Here is a 23,487-nt window from a genome sequence, read left to right as displayed (position 1 = left end):
TCTGGTATTTGATTGAGCCTTTCCCTCCGGCAAAAGGATTTCCTCATGAGCTACCGCACACTGGGTCATTCGGGCCTGCAAGTGTCTACCCTGACCCTGGGCACCATGATGTTCGGCGAACAGACCAGCACCGAAGAGTCCCTGCGAATCATCGACAAGGCCTGGGACCAAGGCATCAATTTCATCGACACCGCCGACGTCTACACCAACGGCCGCTCCGAAGAAATTGTCGGTGAGGCCATCGCCAGCCGCCGTCATGAGTGGGTGCTGGCGACCAAGGTCGGCTTCGGCCCGGTGGACGGCGTGCCGAACCGCAGCGGTCTGAGCCGCAAGCACATCTTCAATGGCATCAACGCCAGCCTGACGCGCCTGGGCACTGACTATCTCGACATCTACTACCTGCACCGCGAAGACCACAACACGCCGCTGGACGTCACGGTATCGGCCATTGGCGACCTGATTCGCCAGGGCAAAATCCGCTATTGGGGCCTGTCGAATTATCGCGGCTGGCGCATTGCCGAGGTGATTCGCATCGCCGACAGACTGGGCATCGACCGGCCAGTGATCAGCCAGCCGCTTTACAACATCGTCAACCGCCAGGCTGAAACCGAGCAGATCACTGCGGCGCAGAATTATGGTCTCGGTGTGGTGCCTTACAGCCCCTTGGCGCGCGGCGTGCTCAGCGGCAAGTACGCGCCGGATGCAAAACCCGATGCCGACAGCCGAGCCGGCCGCGCCGACAAGCGAATTCTGGAAACTGAATGGCGTGTGGAATCGCTGCGCATCGCTCAGCAGATCCAGCAATACACTCAGGAGCGCGGCGTCGGCATTGTCGAGTTCGCGATCGCCTGGGTGCTGAACAACGCCGCCGTCACCTCCGCCATTGTCGGCCCGCGCACCGAAGCACAATGGGACGCCTACACTAAGGCACAAGCGGTGAAGATCACGCCTGAAGATGAAGCCTTCATCGATTCGCTGGTGACACCGGGGCATGCCTCGACACCGGGGTTCAATGATGTGAGCCATTTCGTGTCGGGCCGTAAACCGCGTACTGCCTGACGACTTATGTACCCTGTAGGCGCTGGCAAGCCAGCTCCCACAGGTTATTTATTGATTGATCGGTCAATGTCCGGCTGAAAAAACACGTATCCTCTGCGCCCGTTTCACACTCACTCAAAATCACGCGAGGACAGTTTGTCTAAAGGTATCGCTCTATCGGTTTCAGCCTCGGTGCTGTTTGCCGTCATGTATTACTACACGTCGCTGCTCACACCTTTGAGCGGCGTGGAAATTTTTGGCTGGCGCATGCTGCTGACCGTGCCCTGCATGACCGTGTTCATGCTGGTGTCCGGGGAATGGCGGCGCGTGATCGACCTGTTGCGGCGCATCGGCGCGCAACCCAAGTTGATCGCCGGCCTGCTGCTCTCTTCGGCACTCTTGGGCGTACAGCTTTGGCTGTTCATGTGGGCGCCGCTCAACGGCTATAGTCTCGATGTGTCGCTTGGGTATTTCCTGTTGCCGCTGGCCATGGTGCTGACCGGGCGCATCGCCTACGGTGAACGCCTGTCGTACCTGCAAAAAGTCGCGGTGTTTTTCGCCACGCTGGGCGTGGTCAATGAGTTGTATCAGGTGGGCGGTTTTTCCTGGGCCACGCTGCTGGTCGTCGTCGGTTATCCGTTGTATTTCGTGCTGCGCAAATGGCTGAAAGCCGACAACCTCGGCGGGCTCTGGCTGGACATGACCCTGATGCTACCGATCGCCTACTGGTTCGTGCACGGCGGCGAACAAGGCTTTGGCGTGTTCGATCAGCATCCGGCGCTGACGTGGCTGATCCCGCTGCTGGGCTTGATCAGTGCGTCGGCTTTGGTGGTCTACATCATCGCCAGCCGCTTGCTGCCGTTCAGCCTGTTCGGGTTGTTGAGCTATGTTGAACCGGTGCTGTTGCTGGGCGTGGCATTGTTGCTGGGCGAAAGCATCAAGCCGACCGAATGGCTGACCTATATCCCGATCTGGATGGCGGTGCTGGTGTTGGTGTTTGAAGGGTTCAAGCATTTGATGCGGCAAAGACGCCCGTAAGCTCACCCAAAAACAAATGTGGGAGCGAGCCTGCTCGCGAAGGCGTCGTCAGGTTCAACATGGATGTTGACTGACAGATCGCTTTCGCGAGGAGGTTCGCTCCCACAGTTTTATCGGTGTAACGGCTTAGTCGGTGGCGAGAACACCACGACGAACCTGGTCGCGCTCGATCGACTCGAACAGCGCCTTGAAGTTGCCCTCACCGAAACCATCGTCGCCTTTACGCTGGATGAACTCGAAGAACACCGGGCCCATCAGGGTTTCCGAGAAGATCTGCAACAGCAGACGCTTGTCGCCCGACTCGGACGAACCGTCCAGCAAAATGCCCCGCGCCTGCAGTTCGCCCACCGGCTCGCCGTGATTTGGCAAACGGCCTTCGAGCATTTCGTAGTAAGTGTCCGGCGGCGCGGTCATGAAGCGCATGCCGATGCTCTTCAGGTGATCCCAGGTCTTGAGCAAGTCATCGGACAGGAACGCAACGTGCTGGATGCCCTCGCCGTTGAACTGCATCAAAAACTCTTCGATCTGCCCGGCGCCCTTGGACGATTCTTCGTTCAACGGGATGCGGATCATACCGTCCGGTGCAGTCATCGCCTTGGAAGTCAGGCCGGTGTATTCGCCCTTGATGTCGAAGTAACGGATTTCACGGAAGTTGAACAGCTTCTCGTAGAAGTTCGCCCAGTAGGCCATGCGACCGCGATACACGTTGTGGGTCAGGTGGTCGATGATCTTCAGGCCGGCACCGACTGGGTGACGGTCGACGCCTTCGATGAACACGAAGTCGATGTCATAGATCGAGCTGCCTTCACCGAAACGGTCGATCAGGTACAGCGGCGCACCGCCAATGCCTTTGATCGCGGGCAGGTTCAGCTCCATCGGACCGGTTTCAATGTGGATAGGCTGGGCGCCGAGTTCCAACGCACGCTTGTAGGCTTTTTGCGAATCCTTGACGCGGAACGCCATGCCGCACACCGACGGGCCGTGCTCGGCCGCGAAGTACGAAGCGACGCTGTTGGGTTCGTTGTTGAGGATCAGGTTGATCGCGCCCTGGCGATACAGGTGCACGTCTTTGGAACGGTGGGTCGCGACCTTGGTGAAGCCCATGATCTCGAAGATCGGCTCCAGGGTGTTCGGGGTCGGCGATGCGAGCTCGATGAATTCAAAGCCCATCAGGCCCATCGGGTTTTCGTATAAATCTGCCATGGTTGGCGCCTCATCATGCTTTTAGAAATTAACAAACGTTAGTTGCTAGCAATGCTGAGACCGGTGGGTGGCGCGCAGGAGATGCCCCGCACGCTGCGGGCGAGGAAATCACCGTAGATCAATTGAAACCCAAATATCTTCATTGTCGACCCAAGGCTATTGCGGGCGAGGCTTCTGCTGCCAGAAGACGATTATTCTTGTATGCGTAACCTGATTCTACACAGCGTAAATCAGTTTGTCCGCCCTCTCTATAAAATCCGCCTTTTTCCCGCACGTGCAAGGGGTTTGTTGCACAGACATATCCCGACCACAATCGGCCTTTCCCCCAATACTTCGCCAGTGTAAGTTGCTCGCCCAGCAGCAGCGCGGCCTGGCCGTGCTCGACCAGCGCCAGGCATCACCGGCGACGCTGGCCTTTATCAAACCGGCTGAACGACTGGATTACCGTTGAGCGGCAAAATGGCCATACGCGAACTATCATGGCTCGTACCTGAACTCTTTTTGGAAGGCATTTGGCCCTGCCAGCATTTGAGAGCTCCATTTCATCGCTACAGGTTCTGCGAATGCCACTAAAAACCAAACCCCGAAAACGCCGGCTCAAGGTTGCGGTGACCTTGCTCAGTGGCTTGCTTCCGGTACTGTTGGGCTCTGTCATCCTCTACATGCAGGCCGGGCGGGCACTCGAACAGAATGCACAAGAAACCGCCGAAGAAGCCATTCGCCAATTTGAACTGATGCTCGACAACACGGCTCAGGCGGCGCGCGAGTTGTTGCCAATGGCAGGGCAAAACTGCCTGGACGTCAACCTCGCCCTACGCGAGCAAGTCACCCGACGGCCCTTCGTGCGTTCGACCAACCTGATGTGGGCCGACACTATTTATTGCAGCTCCCTGTTTGGCGACTATCACGAAAAAGTCGCTTCCGGCGACTATGCCGGTGGCCGGTTGTTACTGATGAAGGGCAATCCGGTCACGCCCGATACCGCCTTGTTGGTCTATCGGCTCGAGGATGGCAAACGCGGTGCGTTGGCGACGCTGGATGGTTACCACTTGAGCAACGTACTGCGCCTGATTGGCCGGCATACATTGCTGATACTGCAGGTCGGCAGTCACTGGCTAACCGCCGATGGCCGTGTTCACGATGAGCCCCTGCCCGACTTTCCCGTCGCCCAAAGCATGCTCAAATCAACCCGGTATGATTTCAGCGTGGCGGCTGGCTTCCCGGAAGGCGAAACCTGGCGCTACATGACCAGTGAATACCCGCCGCTGTTCAGCTTACTGATCTTTTTCGGGTTCATTTCCGGCGCGATCGGCCATGTTCTTCAGAAGCGCTCAACCTCCCCCACCCTGGAAATGCAACGAGCGCTGGACGCTGCAGAGTTCGTTCCTTATTTTCAGGCTGTGGTGCATGGCGACAGCAAGAAACTCTCGGGCATCGAAGTATTGATGCGCTGGAATCATCCGAAGGAAGGCCTGGTGCGTCCGGATCTGTTCATTCCGTTTGCCGAACATTCCGGGCTGATCGTGCCGATGACCCGTTCTTTGATGCAGCAAACCGCAGCCCTGCTGGGCCCGCTGTCCACTTCGTTTGCCGAGCCCTTTCACATTGGTATCAACATCACTGCCAGCCATTGCCAGAACCTCGATCTGATTCAGGATTGCCGCCAGTTCCTCGGTGCTTTCGCACCCGGCTCCATTCACCTGGTACTGGAGTTAACCGAGCGCGAACTGATTGAACCCACTGAGCTCACTCATCAACTGTTCGACCAGTTGCATGAACTTGGCGTGATGATCGCCATTGACGATTTCGGCACCGGGCATTCCAGCCTCGGCTATTTGCGCCAGTTCAATGTCGACTTCCTGAAAATCGACCAGAGCTTTGTCGCGATGATCGGCATCGACACACCTTCCAGCCATATTCTCGACACCATCATCCAACTTGCCGGCAAGCTCGAGCTGTCAATGGTTGCAGAAGGTGTAGAAACCCAGGAGCAAAGTGATTACCTGACAACGCTTAACGTTAACTTCCAGCAAGGCTATCTGTTTGGCCGGCCCATGCCTGGCGCTGAGTTCATTAGTGCATTAAGCGATCATTAACCCTTGGGCTTATGCGACGAGACGGCTAAAAGACGCACCAATTTGATTCAAAAGACTACTCTTGTTACATGAAGAAAAAGACATGATTTACTCTTGGTCAATTAACTACTACAATTTTTCATGCCTGCGGTAATTTGGCAGGTGAGCCACTTATCACCGAGTCGCTTCAAGGCTCTTGGCTTATAGCTTTGTTTGCGGTTGGTATCAGCCAAACACACTATTGGAGTAAAGATATTGTCCAGACTCGCTGAATTTCGTGCAGCTGAAAAGGCCCTTCAAGAACAGCTCAAGCAGCTTGAATCCCTGAAGAACGATGCCGGGCTCAAGAAAGAAATCGAATTCGAAGAAAAGCTCCAGGGGCTGATGAAAACCTACGGCAAGAGCCTGCGCGACATCATCGCCATTCTCGACCCGAACCCGGCTAAATCCGGCTTGCAACAGGCCACTGCACCTAAAACCCGCCGCGCTCGCGTGGTCAAGGTTTATCAGAACCCGCACACCGGTGAACTGATTGAAACCAAGGGCGGCAATCACCGCGGCCTGAAAGCCTGGAAGGAACAATACGGTGCTTCCACCGTTGACTCCTGGCTGCGCGGCTAACATTCGCGTTGTAAAAAAAGCCCTGCTAATGCAGGGCTTTTTCATCAATACCCTCTAAATGCAACGATGTGTCTCGATCAACTCGCTACTTGCCGACTAACTTTGTGCTTAATCCATTGGGTATCTAAAAATTTCAGTGCCCGCTGTGCAAAGCCTGCAACCACTAAAGTCTTCAGCTAAAGTTTCAAGCCGTTTCGTACCGCTTCTATTTCATCCTGACTGCCCCTATAAGCCTCAGCCTGCCCTGCGTAGGAAAGAACATAGGCCTTATCAGCATCCACGGCGGCGACCAAAGTTTGAGAAAGCACATGCCGTCCGTTTTGTGTGATGGTGCAGGTGGATTCCAATGCAGATAAACGGCTCAACGTTGTCGGATGAATCCGGTTGCAGACACTTTGATAGCCACTTTGAAAGAAGTCTTTTTGCACCGACTTGCGCATTTCGAGCAACACGCCTTCCAGGTTCACCTGATGTCCGCTTTCAACCCGCGTCATGGTCAACTCCATCACCATGACTGGCGTGCCGTCCTGATCGTTTTTCACCGCACGCTGACGAGATACACCGGACGCCGCCTCGCTTTGCTCAATCTCTTCGACCTGCCAGCCGGCAGGCCAGGTCATGACCGGCGCTTCGGCGCGAGCAGTGGCTATCGCGCACAACACGCCCATCAAGATGAATACCGATTTGCCGATTCGAATCATTGCCCTGAACACTCACAAGATGAGCCGTGGAGTCTGAGCCTCGACCGATCGTCAGGCAAGAGCCGACGCTTTAGGTTTGGTGATGTCGCATCCCTTGCGTATCATTGTCGCCAATCGTCAGCCCCACTTATTTTCCGGAGGGCCCATGAGCCTGCAAGAATTGAACACCTTCCCCGGCGTTACCGCACAACCTGACACCGCCACCCAGAAGTTCGTCTTCAACCACACCATGCTGCGGGTCAAGGACATCACCAAGTCCCTGGACTTCTACACGCGCGTGTTGGGTTTCTCGCTGGTGGAAAAACGCGACTTCCCGGAAGCCGAATTCAGCCTGTACTTCCTCGCACTGGTCGACAAGGCCCAGATCCCGACCGACGCCGCTGCACGCACCGAGTGGATGAAATCGATCCCTGGCATCCTGGAACTGACCCACAACCACGGCACCGAAAACGACCCGGACTTTGCCTACCACAACGGCAACACTGACCCGCGCGGTTTTGGCCACATCTGCATCTCGGTGCCGGATATCGTTGCTGCGTGCGAGCGTTTCGAAGCACTGGGCTGCGATTTCCAGAAGCGCTTGACTGATGGCCGCATGAAGAGCCTGGCGTTCATCAAGGACCCGGATGCCTATTGGGTCGAGATCATTCAGCCCGCGCCGCTGTGATGCATGACCCCATCCTGCAGGAGCTGGCTTGCCAACGATGGCGCCCTTGAAATCGCCATTGCCAGCAAGCCGGCTCCTACAGGTATGCGAATACAAAAAAACCCCATGATCACTCATGGGGTTTTGTTTTTTCAGCGTCCGGAATTACGCCGGGGCTGAGGTCCGGATCAAGTGGTCGAATGCGCTCAGGGAAGCCTTGGCGCCCTCGCCTACCGCGATCACGATCTGCTTGTACGGCACGGTGGTCACGTCGCCGGCGGCGAACACGCCCGGCAGCGAAGTCTCGCCACGTGCATCGACAATGATCTCGCCGCGAGGTGACAGCTCGACGGTGCCTTTGAGCCAGTCAGTGTTCGGCAGCAAACCAATCTGCACGAAGATGCCTTCAAGGTTGATCGTGCTGAACTCACCCGAGTCGCGATCCTTGTACACCAGACCGTTGACCTTCTGGCCGTCACCTTTCACTTCACTGGTCAGTGCACTGGTGATGACGTCGACATTGGGCAGGCTGTACAACTTGCGTTGCAACACCGCATCGGCGCGCAGCTTGCTGTCGAACTCCAGCAGCGTGACGTGGCTGACAATGCCCGCCAGATCGATCGCCGCTTCAACACCGGAGTTACCGCCGCCGATCACCGCTACGCGCTTGCCTTTGAATAACGGGCCATCGCAATGCGGGCAGAAACAAACGCCTTTGGCTTTGTATTCCTGCTCACCCGGCACGCCCATTTCGCGCCAGCGTGCGCCGGTAGCGAGGATCAGTGCCTTGGTTTTCAGTGTGGCACCGCTTTCGAAGCGAACTTCATGCAACTCGCCGGGATTTTTCGCCGGGATCAACGCGCTTGCGCGTTGCAGGTTCATGATGTCGACGTCGTATTGCTTAACGTGTTCTTCGAGGGCACTGGCCAGTTTCGGTCCTTCGGTTTCCTGCACGGAGATGAAGTTCTCGATGGCCATGGTGTCCAGCACCTGCCCACCGAAACGCTCAGCCGCCACACCGGTACGAATGCCTTTACGGGCTGCGTAGATCGCCGCCGAAGCGCCGGCCGGGCCACCGCCGACAACCAGTACGTCAAAGGCTTCCTTGGCGCTGATTTTCTCGGCTTGGCGTTCGATACCGCTGGTGTCGATCTTGGCGAGGATTTCTTCCAGGCCCATGCGGCCCTGACCGAAGTTCACGCCATTGAGGTAGATGCTCGGCACCGCCATGATCTGGCGCTCATCGACTTCTGCCTGGAACAGCGCGCCGTCAATGGCAACATGGCGGATGTTCGGGTTCAACACGGCCATCAGGTTCAGCGCCTGGACAACGTCCGGGCAGTTCTGGCAAGACAGCGAGAAGTAAGTCTCGAAGCTGAACTCACCCTTGATCGAACGGATTTGTTCGATGACTTCGACACTGGCTTTCGAAGGGTGGCCGCCGACTTGCAGCAAGGCCAGCACCAGGGACGTGAATTCGTGGCCCATCGGGATGCCGGCGAAACGCAGGCTGATATCGGCACCCGGGCGATTGATCGAGAACGATGGCTTGCGTGCATCGTCACCGTTATCGAGCAAAGTAATCTGGCTGGAAAGACTGGCAACGTCTTTCAACAGTTCAAGCATTTCCTGGGATTTCGCACCGTCGTCGAGGGATGCAATGATCTCGATCGGCTGGGTGACCCGTTCCAGGTACGATTTCAACTGGGCTTTAAGATTGGCGTCCAACATACGGGCGATTTCCTTTGTATTCACAGACATAAAAAAACGCCCGAGCGAATCTCGCCCGGGCGTTTTTATTGGGCGGTGCAGCTTGCTTAGAAGGTGCGGATGTCCGCCCTGATGAAGCGCGTCACAGACTTAGATCTTGCCGACAAGGTCCAGGGACGGAGCCAGAGTGGCCTCGCCTTCTTTCCACTTGGCTGGGCAAACCTGGCCTGGGTGGGCAGCAACGTATTGAGCAGCCTTGATCTTGCGCAGCAGCTCGGATGCGTCACGGCCTACACCGCCATCGTTCAGTTCAACGATTTTGATCTGGCCTTCAGGGTTGATCACGAAGGTGCCACGGTCAGCCAGGCCTGCTTCTTCGATCAGCACGTCGAAGTTGCGGGAGATGGCGTGGGTCGGGTCACCGATCATGGTGTACTGGATTTTGCCGATGGCTGGCGAAGTGTTGTGCCAGGCAGCGTGAGCGAAGTGAGTGTCGGTGGAAACGCTGTAGATCTCGACGCCCAGTTTCTGGAATGCGTCGTAGTTGTCAGCCAGGTCTTCCAGCTCGGTTGGGCATACGAAAGTGAAGTCTGCTGGGTAGAAGAAAACGACAGACCACTTGCCTTTCAGGTCAGCGTCCGAGACTTTTACGAAGTCGCCGTTTTTGAATGCGTCAGCTTTGAACGGTTTTACTTGGCTGTTGATGATAGGCATCGTTGACTCTCCGTCAGGGGTTAAGAAGTTGATGGAGAGAACTTTACCCACTCGATCGATAGAAGGCTCATTGGCAAACTTGATGCTGCTGATGGGTTTTAGCTATTAGCCCACAGTATTAATAGAAGAAATCTGAATTTAAGTAGCCAACGGCTTTTCGGGCAAGCGAGTCATGCCCAGGAACGGACTGGCCTCGATGTAGCGCATGGCCGACTTCATGTCCTTCCAGCCGACGTAGCTCATCAACGATTTCAGGTCCCAACCGGCTTGATGCGCCCAGGAAGCAAAGCCGCGACGCAACGAGTGACTGGTGTAGAGCTCGGCGGCAATCCCTGCGCGTTCCAGCGCTTGTCGCAGTAACGGAATCACACTGTTGGCGTGCAGCGCCTCCTCACTCAAATGCCCCCAGCGGTCGATGCCGCGAAACACCGGCCCGCGTACCAGCGCAGCTTCGGTGATCCAGTCGATGTAGGCCTGCACCGGACACAAGCGTTGCAGGGCGGGTGTCTGGTAAGTCTTGCCGAGATTTTCGCGATCACTCTTGCTGCGCGGCAGGAACAAGGTGATCCCCGAACCGGCAGTGGCTTGCACATGCTCGATCTGTACGCGGCACAACTCGTCGCTACGAAAACCGCGCCAGAAACCCAACAGGATCAGCGCACTGTCGCGCTTCGCACGCAGCAAACCGGGACGATCACCTGCCGTTCTGGCAACGACCGCCTCCTGCTCGAGCCAGCCGATCACTTGTTCCAGATGCTGAAGCTGCAGCGGTTGCGCCTGTTTTTCTTGAGCCGGGTGCAGTGAGCGAATGCCCTTGAACACCTTGCGCACCACGGGCGCCTTGGTTGGGTCGGCGAAACCCTGACTGCTGTGCCATTGCGCCAGCGCCGATAAGCGCAACTTGAGCGTGTTGATCGACAACACACCGGCATGCGCAACCAGATAGCGCGCGACGCTATCGCCGGTGGCCGGCAGAAACCCGCCCCAACTGACTTCGAAGTGCTCGATGGCCGCCCGATAACTGCGACGGGTGTTATCGCGGGTGGCGGCGTGCAGGTAGCGGTCCAGCTCGGTCATGGCGCAGATCTCAAAAACGTACCGTTTCAGCGGGTATTTCGCCGATAGATGTTGTCACACGGGGTAATACCAGTATATCCCGTGTCAAAAACGTCTTGTATTTAACTTTTAAAATTGGATGGTACAATGTGTATTCAGGCAGTACGTACCACATTACGAAATCGTAGGAGTAGTCATGGCCCGTGGCGGTGTAAATAAGGCAGTCGTGCAAGCGGCCCGTTTGGCGATTCTTGCCCGCGGTGAGAACCCGAGCATCGATGCAGTACGTATCGAAATGGGGAACACCGGTTCAAAAACCACGATTCATCGCTATCTCAAAGAGTTGGATGACGGCGCTCAGCGTGTTGAAGCCGAACCCGCTGAACCGATCGACGATGAGCTCCTGGCGCTGGTGACACGACTGGCCCAACGCTTGAAAGAACAGGCGCAAGAGCCGATTGATCAGGCCCGCGAGCAGTTCGAAGAACAACGCAAGGCCCTGGAGACCCAGCTGGCGGAAGCACAGGAAACCAATAACGAACTCCACGAGCAGTACGAAATCCAGAGCCTGGCGCTGACCCAGGAACACGAAGCCCTGCAGGACACTCTTGCCACGCTGCAGACTGAACAAACCCGCAATGCCGGGCTCAATCAGGCACTGGCAGATTTCGAATTACGCTTGCAAGACAAGGATGAGCAGATCCGCTCTCTGGAAGAAAAACACCTGCATGCCCGTGACGCGCTGGAGCATTACCGCAATGCCGTCAAGGAACAGCGCGAGCAGGAACACAGCCGCCATGAAACTCAGGTGCAGCAATTGCAGATGGAGTTACGCCAGGCGCAGCAAAGTGCGCTGGTACGCCAGGATGAAATCACTCAGTTGCACCGCGACAACGAGCGCTTGCTGACGGAGAACCGTGGGACATTGCGTGAGCTGAGCCTGTTGCAGGATCAACTCAAGCAAAGCAATAACCGTCAGGATCAGCTACTGGAACAAGCCACCCGCGTCGATGCCGAGCGCACCCTCCTCCAGGAACGCCTGCGCGTTGCGCTACTGGAAAGCCAGGCGCAAAAACAGAACATCGATGAGCAGTCGCAGATCAACAAAGCGCTGGAAATTGAACTGACCAAAACCCAGGTAGAGCTTGAAGAAAGCCAGCGTCTGGCCGCCGCCGTTGCAGCAGCGGCAGACGCCGCCAAGGACGATTAGCCGGCGACCGGGGTACGCATGGTGACGAACTCTTCGGCGGCCGTCGGGTGCACGCCGATGGTTTCGTCGAAGTGGCGCTTGGTGGCGCCGGCCTTCAAGGCGATCGCCAGACCCTGGACGATTTCACCGGCATCCGGCCCGACCATATGGCAGCCCAGCACCTTGTCGGTCTTGGCATCTACCACCAGCTTCATCAGCGTACGCTCCTGGCATTCGGTCAGGGTCAGCTTCATCGGTCGGAAGCGGCTCTCGAAGATCTGCACCTCGTGGCCAGCGTCGCGCGCCTCTTCTTCGGTCAAGCCGACGGTGCCAATGTTCGGCAAGCTGAACACCGCCGTCGGGATCATCTTGTAGTCCACCGGGCGATATTGCTCTGGCTTGAACAGGCGTCGCGCAATGGCCATGCCCTCTGCCAGGGCTACCGGAGTCAGCTGCACACGCCCGATCACGTCGCCAAGAGCGAGGATTGAAGGCTCGGCGGTCTGGTACAGCTCATCCACGTCAACAAAGCCTTTGTTGTCGAGCTTGACGGCAGTGTTTTCCAATCCGAGATTGTCCAGCATCGGCCGGCGGCCAGTGGCGTAGAACACGCAATCAGCTTCCAGCTGACGACCGTCCTTGAGCGTTACTTTCAAGCTGCCATCAGCCTGCTTGTCGATGCGCTCGATGTCGGCATTGAATTGCAGGTCCATGCCGCGCTTGGTCAGCTCTTCCTGCAAATGCTTGCGCACCGAACCATCGAAGCCACGCAGGAACATTTCACCGCGATACAACAGCGTAGTCTGCGCACCCAAGCCGTGGAAGATCCCGGCGAACTCGACCGCGATGTAACCGCCGCCAACTACCAACACACGCTTGGGCAACTCTTTGAGGAAGAAGGCCTGGTTGGAACTGATCGCATGCTCATGCCCCGGAATCTCCGGAATCTGCGGCCAGCCGCCAGTGGCGATCAGGATGTTTTTAGCGGTGTGGCGCTCGCCATTGATCTCGACGGTATGCGGATCGACGATCTTCGCATGCCCTTCATGCAGGGTTACGCCGCTGTTGACCAGCAGGTTGCGGTAGATCCCATTCAGGCGATTGATCTCGCGGTCCTTGTTAGCGATCAGCGTCGACCAATCGAACTGCGCTTCGTCCAGGGTCCAGCCGAAACCGGACGCCTGTTCGAAGTCTTCGGCAAAGTGCGCGCCGTAGACCAGCAATTTTTTCGGCACACAGCCGACGTTCACACAAGTACCACCCAGGTAGCGACTCTCGGCCACCGCCACCTTCGCGCCGAAACCGGCCGAAAATCGAGCAGCCCGCACACCGCCAGAACCGGCACCAATCACATAAAGGTCAAAATCGTAGGCCATTTTCAATCTCCTCGGCAGGCCAACAGCATACCTGCAGTCATCTGTTGGGCAAGCGTTGCAATCGATATGGAGTCAGAAAATGAAAAAGCCACCCGAAGGTGGCTTTTCAATACAAGCAACTAACGCGCTATCAGTAAGCCTTGCCAGTCTTGTAGAAGTTCTCGAAGCAGAAGTTGGTTGCGTCGATGTAGCCTTCGGCGCCGCCGCAGTCGAAACGCTTGCCCTTGAACTTGTAGGCCATTACGCAGCCGTTCTGGGCTTGTTTCATCAGGGCGTCGGTGATCTGGATTTCGCCGCCCTTGCCTGGTTCGGTCTGTTCGATCAGGTCGAAGATGTCCGGGGTCAGGATGTAGCGACCGATGATGGCCAGGTTCGACGGCGCATCTTCAGGTTTTGGTTTTTCAACCATGCTGTGGACGCGGTAGATGTCGTCGCGGATCATTTCGCCGGCGATTACGCCGTACTTGTTGGTTTCTTGCGGATCGACTTCCTGGATGGCCACGATCGAGCAGCGGAACTGTTTGTACAGTTTGACCATCTGGGTCAGTACGCCGTCGCCTTCGAGGTTGACGCACAAGTCGTCCGCCAATACCACGGCGAAAGGCTCGTCACCGATCAGTGGGCGACCGGTCAGGATGGCGTGGCCCAGGCCTTTCATTTCGGTCTGGCGGGTGTAGGAGAACGAGCAGTTGTCGAGCAACTTGCGGATACCGACCAGGTATTTTTCCTTGTCGGTGCCCTTGATCTGGTTTTCCAGCTCGTAGCTGATGTCGAAGTGGTCTTCAAGAGCGCGCTTGCCACGACCGGTGACGATGGAGATTTCGGTCAACCCGGCATCCAGTGCTTCTTCGACGCCGTACTGGATCAGTGGCTTGTTTACCACCGGCAGCATTTCCTTGGGCATGGCTTTAGTCGCTGGCAGGAAGCGAGTACCGTAACCGGCTGCTGGGAACAAGCATTTCTTGATCATATAAGTCCTTGAAAGGGCTGTGTGTACGAGTTTCGGCGCAGTCTAATCAGGCGGCGGGCACCTTACAATGCCCCGCGCTGGCTAACCGATGTCAACATAGAGAAATATTCGCACGGATAGTTCCGCACAGATCCGCGCAGATCGCTGCGTCGCTCCTTATTGATAGCAGAGACCGGCCAACTTGCACGGTTATCATTTGTCGGCAATCGGACCCACCCTACACCCATTGGCACCCGTCAGGTGCGTTTGGCGCTATTATGGCGCGATTGAACCAGCCAACGAGGCAGATAGATGTCGGCAGCAAAAAGCGTCAACGGGTACTTGATCAACAAGGCGAAGGACGGCCAATGGTGGGTAGACAGCGCCAACGGCGAGAATATTGCCGGGCCTTTCCCTACCGAAGCCATGGCGGTCGAAGTGGCATCGGTGTTGCAGCTTGAGCATCCGGAACCCAAGCGACGCGGCAAGGACAAGAACTGATCGAGGCCTGACACGCCCACAGCCCTGCCATTGCGCAGGGCTTTTTTTGTGCTTTATCGCGGGAAGTGGCCTATGGCTATAACCTTTTGCGCGTGACGCTGTCACAGCACTTGCCCACCCCTTTTAAAGACGACTACGACATGACTAAATTTTTACCGCTGTTGGCGGTATTGGCCCTCGGTGGCTGCGCAACATCCGAAACCACTTACCTGAACAACGGCGAGCAAGGCCTGGCGATTGATTGCTCCGGCGAAGCCAACTCCTGGGCGACCTGCTACGAAAAAGCGGATGCGTCCTGTGCGGGTACCGGTTATCGCATCGTCGGTACCGACGGCAGCCCAGCCCCTGCGGAAAGCGACAAGACCCTCGGCGTCGACGTCGGCAACTACAAGAACCGCAGCGTCGTGGTGGTCTGCAAGTAAGGCACCCTGCTCGCCTTACATGTGGATTTCGGCGAATTTGATTCCGAGACCGCGCACGGTCTCGATCAGATCGTCGAGACTGCTGAAGGATTCGACTTCGTCGTTGTCGTCGACCAGAAAAAAACTGCGACCGGCGCTTTTCTTGAAAAACACGATCCATTCCTCCGGATCTGCCGGATTTTGAATCACATGGGTGGCAGAGATATGTCCCTCTGCGTGCCGCTCCCGTACCCGCTCTCGCTTCATGCCTGACTCCAGAAATGACAATGCCGCCAAAAGTGTCGCTTTGGCGGCATCGATGTTTATGGCCGACAGTTTATCAGCCAGAAATGCAGGCTGTGGCAGCATTGCGCACATCCCAAGGGCGTAGCGGCACATTGGAGATACGCTCATGTAACTTGATGCTGCTGCCACCGGACCGTTCTTCGATATCAAAAACGGCGGCCGGACCGGACGAAAGTTTTTGCGGAACGATCACCCGCACACCGTCTTTCTGCGGCTCGACTTGCAAGGCGCCTCGACTGCTGGCGAGCTTTTCGCTCAGGCATTGCGCGTACTCGTGGGGTTTCTTGCCTGAAATCACACTCATGGTGGGCAGCGACTCGTTAATGTCCTCGACGCTTGCACAACCATTCAATGCCAAGACCAATGGCAGGACCCACGCACCCCACTTCATACAAAACCTCCGATAAAGACCCTCCGACAGCACCGATGCGGTTTTTCTCCGAGGCCTGGTGCATTTATCTCTCACCGGATGCGAAATAACTGTTTTTAATTGTCAAACCGCAGCCCGGTGGCCGGATTTTCAGACGCCAGGGCTGATAAACTGCGCCCATTGACCTGTATGGTTTTGATTTCGTAGTAAAAGCCCTTCTGGAGGCGCCCATGAAATTTATTCACCAGCGCGAGCACCTCAACGAAGACGACATCGTCGTCATTCAATGCTCGCAGATGTGCAACATCCGTTTGATGAACGACGCCAACTTCCGCAGCTTCAAAAATGGCGGCCGCCACACATACCACGGCGGCGCGTTCGATACTTTTCCGGCCCGCATCACTGCGCCGAGCACCGGTTTCTGGAACATCACCATCGACACCGTCAACCGTCGGGCGATCAGCGTGACCCGCAAACCGACCCTGACCCATTCGATCAAGATCATCCGCCGCTCCAGCACTAAACTGAGCTGAGTGACGCTTCACTACGCACATAGACAGGTATGACCGTGGCTCAAACGACCAAATACGTCATCAAGTACAAACTCAACGGCGAACGCCGCTTCGAATTCGCCCAGCTGGAAAATGGCACCGAAGCAGAAGCCAAAGCTGCGCTGGATGCCCTTCACGGCCAAAGTGACGACGTCATCAGCGAAATCAGTGTCAGCAAAGCGCTGTAATTCAAACACCATGAAACCGCCCCTTCTCGATTTGTTCGCTGACGCGCAGCCGCAGCAGGCGCCCCGTAACGAGCAGATCGGCGAACAATCCTGGGTGCTGCGAGGCTTTGCCTTGCCCTGGCTCGACCGCTTGCTGCCTGCACTGAAGTCGGTATTGGCGGCCGCGCCGTTTCGGCAGATGGTCACGCCCGGCGGCTTCACCATGTCGGTCGCCCTGAGCAGTTGCGGCACACTGGGCTGGACCACTGACCGCAGTGGTTATCGCTACAGCCGCTACGATCCGCAGACCGGGCACCCGTGGCCAGCCATGCCGGAGGTGTTTTTGCAGTTGGCACAAGCAGCGGCTCGGGAAGCAGGGTTTGCTGAATTCGTCCCGGATTCCTGCCTGATCAATCGCTATATCCCCGGCGCGAAGATGTCTTTGCATCAGGACAAAAACGAAACCGCCTACACAGCGCCCATTGTTTCGGTATCGCTGGGTTTGCCGGCGATGTTCCTGTTCGGCGGTTTTGAACGAAGCGACAAGAGCCAAAGAGTGCCCCTGCTGCACGGCGACATCGTGGTTTGGGGCGGGGTCGATCGCTTGCGCTATCACGGCGTTCTGCCGATCAAGGAAGGTCGTCATCCGCGTCTGGGTGAACAACGGATCAACTTTACCTTTCGTACCGCGGGTTGAGGCCTTGGAGTTTGACCGCAAGCAGCGGAGTGTGACGACGCTGTTGCGTGGTTAATCTGCAGGAAACGGGTCAAAGGACATATCGCCATGACAAGCCAATCGCCAAAAGTCGCCATCGAAAACGATCCTCGCTGGGCCGCCGTGGTAGCGCGTGACGCGCAAGCCGACGGGCAGTTTGTCTACGCCGTGAAAACCACCGGAATCTACTGCAACCCCAGCAGCCTGGCTCGACTGCCAAAACCGCAGAATGTCGAATTCTTTGATAGCGCCGAGCTGGCACAAGCAGCGGGTTACCGGCCGAGCAAACGCGCGGCCAAGGATCAAAGCGACATTGCCGCGCAGCACGCCGCCACCGTGGCCGCCGCGTGCCGGCAGATCGAAAACGCTGAAACGCTCCCGGCCCTTGGCGAGCTGGCCAACCTCGCCGGCCTTAGTAGCTTCCATTTCCACCGGGTGTTTAAAGCCGTCACCGGCCTGACGCCGAAAGGCTACGCCGCTGCCCACCGCTCCCGTCGGGTGCGCGAGCGTCTGGCGAACGGCAATTCAGTGACCGAAGCGTTGTACGACGCGGGCTTTAATTCCAACAGCCGTTTCTATGAGACCGCGGATCAGCTACTGGGCATGAAACCCGCCGAGTATCGCGCAGCCGGCCACAACAACGACATTCGCTTTGCCGTCGGCCAGTGTTCCCTTGGGGCTATTCTGGTGGCGCAGAGCGAGCGCGGGGTCTGTGCGATTTTGCTGGGCGATGATCCGCATCAACTGGTCTGCGATCTGCAGGACAAGTTTCGCCGGGCCAATCTGATTGGCGCCGATCAAGACTTCGAGCGCCTGATCGCCCAGGTTGTTGGCTTCATCGAAGCCCCTGCCTTGGGCCTGGACTTGCCGCTGGACGTACGCGGCACGGCGTTCCAGGAGCGGGTCTGGCAAGCCTTGCGAGAGATTCCCGTCGGCAGCACCGCCAGCTACGCCGATATTGCTCAGCTCATCGGTGCGCCTAAAGCGGTTCGCGCCGTGGCGCAAGCGTGTGGCGCTAACTGTCTGGCCGTGGCGATCCCTTGCCATCGCGTGGTGCGTAGCGATGGGAATCTGTCGGGGTATCGATGGGGGGTGGAGCGCAAGCGGCAGTTGCTGGAGCGGGAGTTACGTTGATTGTGCAGATCAGAAGATCGCAGCCTTCGGCAGCTCCAGGGGGCCAGCCGAAGGCTGCGAAGTGTTTAGCGATTCACGTCGACGACGACCCGTCCGCGTAACTGTCCGGCGAGCAAACGTGGTGCCGCATCGATCGCTTCGCTCAATGCGATTTCGTGGCTGATCAGCGGCAACAGACTGAAGTCCAGATCCTGGGCCAGACGACGCCAGGCTTCCACACGTTTGGCCTTGGGTTGCGTCACGCTGTTGATGCCCGCGAGGGTCACGCCGCGCAAAATGAATGGTGCAACGGACGCCGGAAAATCCATGCCTTGCGCCAGCCCGCACGCTGCCACCGTGCCATTGGCTTTGGTGCTGGCACAGGCGTTGGCCAGGGTGTGGCTGCCGACTGAATCGATGACCGCCGCCCAACGTTCCTTCGCCAAGGGTTTGCCTGGCTCCGACAACGTTGCGCGGTCAATGATTTCACTGGCACCCAACTGTTTAAGGTAATCGTGCTCGGACGTGCGCCCGGTAGACGCGACCACTCGATAACCCAACCTGCTCAGTAGCGCGATGGCAAAGCTGCCAACGCCGCCGTTGGCACCAGTGACGAGGATTTCACCTTGCTCGGGCGTCACACCGTTGTGCTCCAGCACGAGGATGGACAGCATCGCCGTGTAACCGGCCGTGCCGATGGCCATCGCCTGAGCGGCGGTGAATGCCGCAGGCAGCGGGATCAGCCAGTCGCCGTTCAGGCGCGCTTTCTGCGCCAGACCGCCCCAATGCCCTTCACCGACACCCCAACCATTGAGCAGGACTTTGTCGCCAACTTTGTAGTCCGGATGCTCACTGACTTCGACGGTTCCAGCCAGATCAATACCCGGCACCATGGGGAATTTTCGCACCACCGGGCTGCTGCCAGTAATCGCCAGACCATCCTTGAAATTCAACGTGCTGTACGCCACGCGCACCGTTACATCGCCTTCGGGCAGTTGATCGTCGCTGATCTGTTGCAGTGTGGCCCGGTAACCGCTTTCGTCTTTATCGATCAAAATACCTTGGAACATGACTGCCTCCTGGTGAGATCACGTGTTGTGCGGTGATCTAAATACCACGTCGCTAAAAAAATGCCGTACTCGACTTTAAGCCAATTCTCCTTTCGGATGAAAAATCGACCGTTCGGTGGCGGGGGCCAATTGCATCGACGCTGACAGTCGTGGCCGGGCGAAAACATGGCTGGCCTTGGGTCAGTCATTGCTGCTACAAAACGCTTCTACCGCCCTGCCCGGTTTCAATGTCGGAGAACAGTCAACATGAGCCAATGGCCAGACCCCCGTATTCTTGACCTGCTCGGAATCGAATTGCCGATCATCCAGGGCCCCATGGCTGGCGCCACCCACTCGTCGATGGTCATCGCCGCCAGTAACGCCGGCGGCCTGGGGTCGATGCCCGCCGCCCTGCTGAGCATCGAGCAACTGCGCGAAGAGTTGAAGACCATTCGGCAACACAGCCAACGGCCACTCAACGTCAATTTCTTTTGCCACCATTCGCCGCCAGTCGATGAGCAGCGGGCGCAAGACTGGAAAAATCTGCTGGAACCCTATTATCGGGAACTGGGCGTCGACTTCGACGCGCCGACACCGGTGTCAAATCGCGCACCGTTCGATCACGCAAGCTGTGAGGTCGTCGAGGAGTTTCGCCCGGAAGTGGTGAGTTTCCACTTTGGCCTGCCGGAAAAATCCCTGCTCGATCGGGTAAAAGCCACCGGCGCCAAAGTGCTGTCATCAGCCACCACCGTCGAAGAAGCCATCTGGCTGGAACAGCATGGCTGTGACGCGATCATCGCCATGGGTTATGAAGCGGGCGGACACCGCGGGATGTTTCTCAGCGACGACCTGAGTAGCCAGGTGGGTACTTTCGCCCTGGTGCCACAGGTTGTCGATGCGGTGAAAGTCCCGGTGATCGCCGCAGGCGGGATTGCCGATGCACGCGGTGTCGCAGCGGCTTTCATGCTGGGGGCTTCGGCGGTGCAAGTGGGCACTGCGTATCTGTTCACGCCGGAAGCCAAGGTCAGCGCTTCGCATCACAAGGCATTGCGTACTGCCAAGGAAAGCGAGACGGCGGTCACCAACATTTTCACCGGGCGCCCGGCGCGGGGGATTCTCAATCGGGTAATGCGCGAGCTGGGGCCGATGAGCGCCAAGGCACCGGCCTTCCCGCTTGCCGGTGGCGCACTCATGCCCCTGCGCGGCAAAGGCGAAGCGGATTTCAGTAACCTCTGGGCGGGCCAGGCGTTCACCTTGGGTATGGAATTGACCACCGCAGAACTGACCCGGCGCCTCGCCGAAGAAGGCTTGGCAAAACTGCTCCGCCGTTAAGCTTGATGGCGAGGGAACAACTTCTCTCGCCAAACCCGTTACCACGCGTTCCGTTTGCAGGCATTCCGCTATATATTCTGGTATATAGCGAATCACACCCTTGCAACACATGTTTTAACGGAGCCGTTCCATGTCCATTGGTGCCTCACGTTTTGCCCCTGGTTGCCTGGCAACCCTGCTTTGGGTTTCAGCTTTTGGCTCGGCCCAGGCTGACGAAGTCCAGGTCGCGGTCGCGGCCAACTTCACCGCGCCGATTCAGGCGATTGCTGCCGATTTCGAGAAAGACACCGGTCACAAACTGGTGACTTCGTTCGGTGCGACCGGACAGTTCTACACTCAGATCAAGAACGGCGCGCCGTTCGAAGTGTTCCTTTCGGCAGACGACACCACCCCGGAAAAACTCGAAAACGAAGGCGAAACGGTCAAGGGCTCGCGCTTCACCTATGCCATCGGCACCCTGGCACTGTGGTCGGCCAAAGAAGGCTACGTCGATGCCAAGGGCGAAGTGCTGAAAATGAATGAGTACAAGCACCTGTCCATCGCCAACCCGAAAACCGCGCCTTATGGCCTCGCGGCAACCCAGGTCCTGGCAACGCAAGGCCTGACCGACAAGGTCAAGGACAAGATCGTCGAAGGCCAGAACATCACCCAGGCCTTCCAGTTCGTATCTACCGGCAACGCGGAACTGGGCTTTGTTGCCTTGTCGCAGGTCTACAAAGACGGCAAAGTCACCAGCGGTTCGGCGTGGATCGTTCCGGCCCAATTGCACGACCCGATCAACCAGGATGCGGTGATCCTCAACAAGGGTAAGGACAACCCGGCCGCCAAGGCACTGGTTGACTACCTCAAGGGGCCAAAAGCCGCTGCTGTCATCCAGTCCTACGGTTACCAACTCTAAATGACGCTGACGAGTGCCGATTTTTCCGCCATCTGGCTGACCCTGAAACTGGCGTCCCTGACGACCGTCATCCTGCTGATCATTGGCACTCCGCTGGCGTTATGGCTGTCGCGTACCCAATCCTGGTTGCGCGGCCCGGTCGGGGCGGTCGTTGCCCTGCCCCTGGTGCTGCCGCCCACGGTGATTGGTTTCTATCTGCTTCTGGCGCTCGGCCCTCATGGGTTTGTCGGCCAGTTCACCCAATCACTGGGGCTCGGCACCCTGACGTTCAGTTTTGCGGGGTTGGTGATCGGCTCGGTGCTGTACTCGATGCCGTTCGTGGTCCAGCCGCTGCAAAACGCCTTTTCCGCCATTGGCAGCCGTCCACTGGAAGTGGCCGCGACCTTGCGCGCCAATCCCTGGGACACGTTCTTCAGCGTGACGCTGCCACTGGCCCGCCCCGGGTTCATCACCGCCGCCATCCTCGGCTTCGCGCATACCGTCGGTGAGTTCGGTGTGGTGCTGATGATCGGCGGCAACATTCCTGACAAGACCCGGGTGGTCTCTGTGCAGATCTACGATCACGTCGAAGCCATGGAATACGCTCAGGCCCATTGGCTGTCCGGAGCGATGCTGGTGTTCTCTTTTGCGATCTTGCTGGCGTTGTACTCCAGCCGCAAAACCAAAGCGGGCTGGAGCTGATCAATGATTCACACACGCTTGAAGCTGAGTTATCCGGGGTTCGCCCTTGACGTTGATTTGCAGCTACCCGGCCGCGGTGTCACGGCGCTTTATGGTCACTCCGGTTCGGGCAAGACCACCTGCCTGCGCTGCATCGCGGGCCTGGAAAGAGCCGATCAGGGATTTATCCAGGTCAACGACGAAGTCTGGCAGGACAGTGAAAACAAGATCTTTGTCGCGCCGCACAAACGCGCCTTGGGTTACGTGTTTCAGGAAGCCAGTCTGTTTCCTCATTTGTCGGTGCTGGCCAACCTCGAATTCGGTCTTAAACGCATCCCCAAACAACAGCGCCGGGTCGACATGGCCCATGCGACTGAACTGCTGGGCATCGGCCACCTGCTGGATCGTCATCCGCAACATCTTTCAGGCGGCGAGCGGCAACGAGTGGGGATCGCCCGCGCCCTGCTCACCAGTCCCAAATTGTTGCTGATGGACGAACCGCTGGCGGCGCTGGACGCCAAGCGCAAAGGCGAAATCCTGCCTTACCTGCAACGGCTTCACGATGAACTGGACATCCCGGTGTTGTACGTCAGCCACTCCCAGGATGAAGTCGCGCAACTGGCCGACCACATTGTCTTGCTCAGCGAAGGCCAGGCGCTGGCCAGCGGCCCTATCGGCCAGACGCTCGCGCGCCTGGACCTGCCACTGGCAATGGGGGGTGACGCTGGCGTGGTGATCGAAGGCCGTGTCAGCCACTATGACAGCGAATACCAACTGCTGACCCTGCAACTGCCCAATACGACGCTGACCCTGCGCGTTGCCCATACACCCATGGCCCCGGGCCAGGCATTGCGCTGCAAGGTTCAGGCGCGAGACGTCAGCCTCAGCCTGCACGGTGCCGAGCAAAGCAGCATCCTCAACCGCCTGCCGGTGACCGTCGTCAGTGAAATGAATGCCGACAACGCTGCCCATGTGTTGCTTCGGCTGGACGCTGCGGGTACGCCCCTGTTAGCGCGTATCACCCGCTACTCGCGCGATCAGTTGAACGTCCATCCGGGCCAGCAACTCTGGGCGCAGATCAAGGCGGTGGCCGTGCTCGCATAATTTC

The 23,487-nt window shown here is 57.7% G+C and carries 26 protein-coding genes; 16 read left to right on the top strand and 10 right to left on the bottom strand.

All coding sequences use genetic code 11. From position 1 onward, the window contains the following. The first annotated feature begins 45 nt into the window (after window positions 1-45). Complete coding sequence (locus KHO07_RS13185) at window positions 46-1,059, top strand: aldo/keto reductase (protein WP_212627445.1); 1,014 nt, start codon at window positions 46-48, stop codon at window positions 1,057-1,059. Window positions 1,060-1,194: 135 nt separating this feature from the next. Beyond that, complete coding sequence (gene rarD, locus KHO07_RS13180) at window positions 1,195-2,076, top strand: EamA family transporter RarD (protein WP_212627444.1); 882 nt, start codon at window positions 1,195-1,197, stop codon at window positions 2,074-2,076. A gap of 126 nt (window positions 2,077-2,202) precedes the next feature. On the opposite strand, the gene hppD is transcribed toward rarD, so the two are convergent. Further along, window positions 2,203-3,279 (bottom strand): 4-hydroxyphenylpyruvate dioxygenase, encoded by a 1,077-nt coding sequence (gene hppD, locus KHO07_RS13175; protein ID WP_150733118.1) that lies wholly within the window; start codon window positions 3,277-3,279, stop codon window positions 2,203-2,205. 563 nt (window positions 3,280-3,842) lie between these two features. Here hppD and KHO07_RS13170 point away from each other — a divergent pair. Both KHO07_RS13170 and KHO07_RS13165 read left to right on the top strand, forming a co-directional pair. After that, the gene (locus tag KHO07_RS13170; RefSeq protein ID WP_212627443.1) at window positions 3,843-5,375 is read left to right on the top strand and encodes a cyclic diguanylate phosphodiesterase; all 1,533 of its coding nucleotides are present in this window, start codon (window positions 3,843-3,845) and stop codon (window positions 5,373-5,375) included. A 234-nt stretch (window positions 5,376-5,609) separates the two neighbouring features. Then, a complete protein-coding gene (locus KHO07_RS13165) occupies window positions 5,610-5,975 on the top strand; it encodes a histone-like nucleoid-structuring protein, MvaT/MvaU family (RefSeq protein WP_095194748.1) in 366 nt (121 codons plus the stop codon). Window positions 5,976-6,151: 176 nt separating this feature from the next. On the opposite strand, the gene KHO07_RS13160 is transcribed toward KHO07_RS13165, so the two are convergent. After that, window positions 6,152-6,676, bottom strand: a complete 525-nt coding sequence (locus tag KHO07_RS13160) for a DUF4946 domain-containing protein (protein ID WP_212627442.1) — start codon at window positions 6,674-6,676, stop codon at window positions 6,152-6,154. Between the two features lie 145 nt (window positions 6,677-6,821). Between KHO07_RS13160 and gloA the strand changes: the two genes are divergently transcribed. Continuing rightward, complete coding sequence (gloA, locus tag KHO07_RS13155; RefSeq protein WP_150733121.1) at window positions 6,822-7,343, top strand: lactoylglutathione lyase; 522 nt, start codon at window positions 6,822-6,824, stop codon at window positions 7,341-7,343. Window positions 7,344-7,487: 144 nt separating this feature from the next. On the opposite strand, the gene ahpF is transcribed toward gloA, so the two are convergent. The 3 genes from ahpF to KHO07_RS13140 all read right to left on the bottom strand — a co-directional run bounded on the left by ahpF (window position 7,488) and on the right by KHO07_RS13140 (window position 10,823). Further along, window positions 7,488-9,053, bottom strand: coding sequence for an alkyl hydroperoxide reductase subunit F (gene ahpF, locus KHO07_RS13150; protein ID WP_212627441.1), 1,566 nt, complete (start codon window positions 9,051-9,053; stop codon window positions 7,488-7,490). 129 nt (window positions 9,054-9,182) lie between these two features. Further along, complete coding sequence (gene ahpC, locus KHO07_RS13145) at window positions 9,183-9,746, bottom strand: alkyl hydroperoxide reductase subunit C (RefSeq protein ID WP_007975937.1); 564 nt, start codon at window positions 9,744-9,746, stop codon at window positions 9,183-9,185. Window positions 9,747-9,884: 138 nt separating this feature from the next. Continuing rightward, the gene (locus KHO07_RS13140; RefSeq protein WP_212627440.1) at window positions 9,885-10,823 is read right to left on the bottom strand and encodes a site-specific integrase; all 939 of its coding nucleotides are present in this window, start codon (window positions 10,821-10,823) and stop codon (window positions 9,885-9,887) included. A 175-nt stretch (window positions 10,824-10,998) separates the two neighbouring features. Here KHO07_RS13140 and KHO07_RS13135 point away from each other — a divergent pair, with 175 nt between their 5' ends. After that, window positions 10,999-12,012 carry a DNA-binding protein gene (locus tag KHO07_RS13135; protein WP_212627439.1) on the top strand — a complete coding sequence of 338 codons (1,014 nt, stop codon included), beginning with the start codon at window positions 10,999-11,001 and terminating at the stop codon, window positions 12,010-12,012. Here KHO07_RS13135 and gorA read toward each other — a convergent pair. Then, window positions 12,009-13,367 carry a glutathione-disulfide reductase gene (gene gorA, locus KHO07_RS13130; RefSeq protein WP_212627438.1) on the bottom strand — a complete coding sequence of 453 codons (1,359 nt, stop codon included), beginning with the start codon at window positions 13,365-13,367 and terminating at the stop codon, window positions 12,009-12,011. The genes KHO07_RS13135 and gorA overlap by 4 nt on opposite strands. Before the next feature lie 130 nt (window positions 13,368-13,497). Further along, window positions 13,498-14,337: a UTP--glucose-1-phosphate uridylyltransferase GalU gene (galU, locus tag KHO07_RS13125; protein WP_008065368.1), complete on the bottom strand. Its 840-nt coding sequence runs from the start codon at window positions 14,335-14,337 to the stop codon at window positions 13,498-13,500. 291 nt (window positions 14,338-14,628) lie between these two features. On the opposite strand from galU, the gene KHO07_RS13120 reads away from it, so the two are divergent. Both KHO07_RS13120 and KHO07_RS13115 read left to right on the top strand, forming a co-directional pair. Then, window positions 14,629-14,817 (top strand): hypothetical protein, encoded by a 189-nt coding sequence (locus KHO07_RS13120; protein WP_075944691.1) that lies wholly within the window; start codon window positions 14,629-14,631, stop codon window positions 14,815-14,817. Window positions 14,818-14,957: 140 nt separating this feature from the next. After that, a complete protein-coding gene (locus KHO07_RS13115; RefSeq protein WP_150733126.1) occupies window positions 14,958-15,239 on the top strand; it encodes a hypothetical protein in 282 nt (93 codons plus the stop codon). Between the two features lie 15 nt (window positions 15,240-15,254). On the opposite strand, the gene KHO07_RS13110 is transcribed toward KHO07_RS13115, so the two are convergent. Together KHO07_RS13110 and KHO07_RS13105 are read right to left on the bottom strand one after the other, a co-directional pair. Next, window positions 15,255-15,485: a hypothetical protein gene (locus KHO07_RS13110; protein ID WP_212627626.1), complete on the bottom strand. Its 231-nt coding sequence runs from the start codon at window positions 15,483-15,485 to the stop codon at window positions 15,255-15,257. Between the two features lie 73 nt (window positions 15,486-15,558). Further along, window positions 15,559-15,915 carry a hypothetical protein gene (locus KHO07_RS13105; RefSeq protein ID WP_212627437.1) on the bottom strand — a complete coding sequence of 119 codons (357 nt, stop codon included), beginning with the start codon at window positions 15,913-15,915 and terminating at the stop codon, window positions 15,559-15,561. Between the two features lie 209 nt (window positions 15,916-16,124). Between KHO07_RS13105 and KHO07_RS13100 the strand changes: the two genes are divergently transcribed. The 4 genes from KHO07_RS13100 to ada all read left to right on the top strand — a co-directional run bounded on the left by KHO07_RS13100 (window position 16,125) and on the right by ada (window position 18,461). After that, window positions 16,125-16,427, top strand: a complete 303-nt coding sequence (locus KHO07_RS13100) for a DUF1883 domain-containing protein (RefSeq protein WP_007912251.1) — start codon at window positions 16,125-16,127, stop codon at window positions 16,425-16,427. Window positions 16,428-16,456: 29 nt separating this feature from the next. Continuing rightward, window positions 16,457-16,633, top strand: coding sequence for a hypothetical protein (locus KHO07_RS13095; protein ID WP_191635210.1), 177 nt, complete (start codon window positions 16,457-16,459; stop codon window positions 16,631-16,633). A 10-nt stretch (window positions 16,634-16,643) separates the two neighbouring features. Further along, a complete protein-coding gene (gene alkB, locus KHO07_RS13090; protein WP_212627436.1) occupies window positions 16,644-17,309 on the top strand; it encodes a DNA oxidative demethylase AlkB in 666 nt (221 codons plus the stop codon). A gap of 87 nt (window positions 17,310-17,396) precedes the next feature. Next, complete coding sequence (gene ada / locus KHO07_RS13085) at window positions 17,397-18,461, top strand: bifunctional DNA-binding transcriptional regulator/O6-methylguanine-DNA methyltransferase Ada (RefSeq protein WP_212627435.1); 1,065 nt, start codon at window positions 17,397-17,399, stop codon at window positions 18,459-18,461. A 65-nt stretch (window positions 18,462-18,526) separates the two neighbouring features. Here the strand turns inward: ada and KHO07_RS13080 are convergent, their stop codons facing one another. Further along, a complete protein-coding gene (locus tag KHO07_RS13080; RefSeq protein ID WP_212627434.1) occupies window positions 18,527-19,510 on the bottom strand; it encodes an MDR family oxidoreductase in 984 nt (327 codons plus the stop codon). A 246-nt stretch (window positions 19,511-19,756) separates the two neighbouring features. Between KHO07_RS13080 and KHO07_RS13075 the strand changes: the two genes are divergently transcribed. From KHO07_RS13075 to modC, 4 genes are all read left to right on the top strand, one after another. Beyond that, window positions 19,757-20,821 (top strand): nitronate monooxygenase family protein, encoded by a 1,065-nt coding sequence (locus KHO07_RS13075; RefSeq protein WP_212627433.1) that lies wholly within the window; start codon window positions 19,757-19,759, stop codon window positions 20,819-20,821. Window positions 20,822-20,951: 130 nt separating this feature from the next. After that, window positions 20,952-21,719 carry a molybdate ABC transporter substrate-binding protein gene (gene modA / locus KHO07_RS13070; protein ID WP_244858290.1) on the top strand — a complete coding sequence of 256 codons (768 nt, stop codon included), beginning with the start codon at window positions 20,952-20,954 and terminating at the stop codon, window positions 21,717-21,719. Next, window positions 21,720-22,400, top strand: a complete 681-nt coding sequence (gene modB / locus KHO07_RS13065) for a molybdate ABC transporter permease subunit (RefSeq protein ID WP_212627432.1) — start codon at window positions 21,720-21,722, stop codon at window positions 22,398-22,400. 3 nt (window positions 22,401-22,403) lie between these two features. Then, window positions 22,404-23,483, top strand: coding sequence for a molybdenum ABC transporter ATP-binding protein (gene modC / locus KHO07_RS13060; RefSeq protein WP_212627431.1), 1,080 nt, complete (start codon window positions 22,404-22,406; stop codon window positions 23,481-23,483). The last annotated feature ends 4 nt before the right edge of the window (window positions 23,484-23,487 follow it).

Origin of the sequence: Pseudomonas sp. PP3 (assembly GCF_905336995.1) — a bacterium.
GTDB classification, from domain to species: domain Bacteria; phylum Pseudomonadota; class Gammaproteobacteria; order Pseudomonadales; family Pseudomonadaceae; genus Aquipseudomonas; species Aquipseudomonas reinekei.
Note: the sequence above shows the minus strand (reverse complement) of the source record. Positions and strands in the feature narration are given on the sequence as shown.

Bases quoted from the DNA above. Each gene is read 5' to 3' on its own strand.
- KHO07_RS13185 (WP_212627445.1), top strand. From the start codon at position 46: ATGAGCTACCGCACACTGGGTCATTCGGGCCTGCAAGTGTCTACCCTG.
- hppD (WP_150733118.1), bottom strand. From the start codon at position 3,279: ATGGCAGATTTATACGAAAACCCGATGGGCCTGATGGGCTTTGAATTC.
- KHO07_RS13170 (WP_212627443.1), top strand. From the start codon at position 3,843: ATGCCACTAAAAACCAAACCCCGAAAACGCCGGCTCAAGGTTGCGGTG.
- KHO07_RS13160 (WP_212627442.1), bottom strand. From the start codon at position 6,676: ATGATTCGAATCGGCAAATCGGTATTCATCTTGATGGGCGTGTTGTGC.
- gloA (WP_150733121.1), top strand. From the start codon at position 6,822: ATGAGCCTGCAAGAATTGAACACCTTCCCCGGCGTTACCGCACAACCT.
- ahpF (WP_212627441.1), bottom strand. From the start codon at position 9,053: ATGTTGGACGCCAATCTTAAAGCCCAGTTGAAATCGTACCTGGAACGG.
- ahpC (WP_007975937.1), bottom strand. From the start codon at position 9,746: ATGCCTATCATCAACAGCCAAGTAAAACCGTTCAAAGCTGACGCATTC.
- KHO07_RS13140 (WP_212627440.1), bottom strand. From the start codon at position 10,823: ATGACCGAGCTGGACCGCTACCTGCACGCCGCCACCCGCGATAACACC.
- KHO07_RS13135 (WP_212627439.1), top strand. From the start codon at position 10,999: ATGGCCCGTGGCGGTGTAAATAAGGCAGTCGTGCAAGCGGCCCGTTTG.
- gorA (WP_212627438.1), bottom strand. From the start codon at position 13,367: ATGGCCTACGATTTTGACCTTTATGTGATTGGTGCCGGTTCTGGCGGT.
- galU (WP_008065368.1), bottom strand. From the start codon at position 14,337: ATGATCAAGAAATGCTTGTTCCCAGCAGCCGGTTACGGTACTCGCTTC.
- KHO07_RS13120 (WP_075944691.1), top strand. From the start codon at position 14,629: ATGTCGGCAGCAAAAAGCGTCAACGGGTACTTGATCAACAAGGCGAAG.
- KHO07_RS13115 (WP_150733126.1), top strand. From the start codon at position 14,958: ATGACTAAATTTTTACCGCTGTTGGCGGTATTGGCCCTCGGTGGCTGC.
- KHO07_RS13110 (WP_212627626.1), bottom strand. From the start codon at position 15,485: ATGAAGCGAGAGCGGGTACGGGAGCGGCACGCAGAGGGACATATCTCT.
- KHO07_RS13105 (WP_212627437.1), bottom strand. From the start codon at position 15,915: ATGAAGTGGGGTGCGTGGGTCCTGCCATTGGTCTTGGCATTGAATGGT.
- KHO07_RS13100 (WP_007912251.1), top strand. From the start codon at position 16,125: ATGAAATTTATTCACCAGCGCGAGCACCTCAACGAAGACGACATCGTC.
- KHO07_RS13095 (WP_191635210.1), top strand. From the start codon at position 16,457: ATGACCGTGGCTCAAACGACCAAATACGTCATCAAGTACAAACTCAAC.
- alkB (WP_212627436.1), top strand. From the start codon at position 16,644: ATGAAACCGCCCCTTCTCGATTTGTTCGCTGACGCGCAGCCGCAGCAG.
- ada (WP_212627435.1), top strand. From the start codon at position 17,397: ATGACAAGCCAATCGCCAAAAGTCGCCATCGAAAACGATCCTCGCTGG.
- KHO07_RS13080 (WP_212627434.1), bottom strand. From the start codon at position 19,510: ATGTTCCAAGGTATTTTGATCGATAAAGACGAAAGCGGTTACCGGGCC.
- KHO07_RS13075 (WP_212627433.1), top strand. From the start codon at position 19,757: ATGAGCCAATGGCCAGACCCCCGTATTCTTGACCTGCTCGGAATCGAA.
- modA (WP_244858290.1), top strand. From the start codon at position 20,952: ATGTCCATTGGTGCCTCACGTTTTGCCCCTGGTTGCCTGGCAACCCTG.
- modB (WP_212627432.1), top strand. From the start codon at position 21,720: ATGACGCTGACGAGTGCCGATTTTTCCGCCATCTGGCTGACCCTGAAA.
- modC (WP_212627431.1), top strand. From the start codon at position 22,404: ATGATTCACACACGCTTGAAGCTGAGTTATCCGGGGTTCGCCCTTGAC.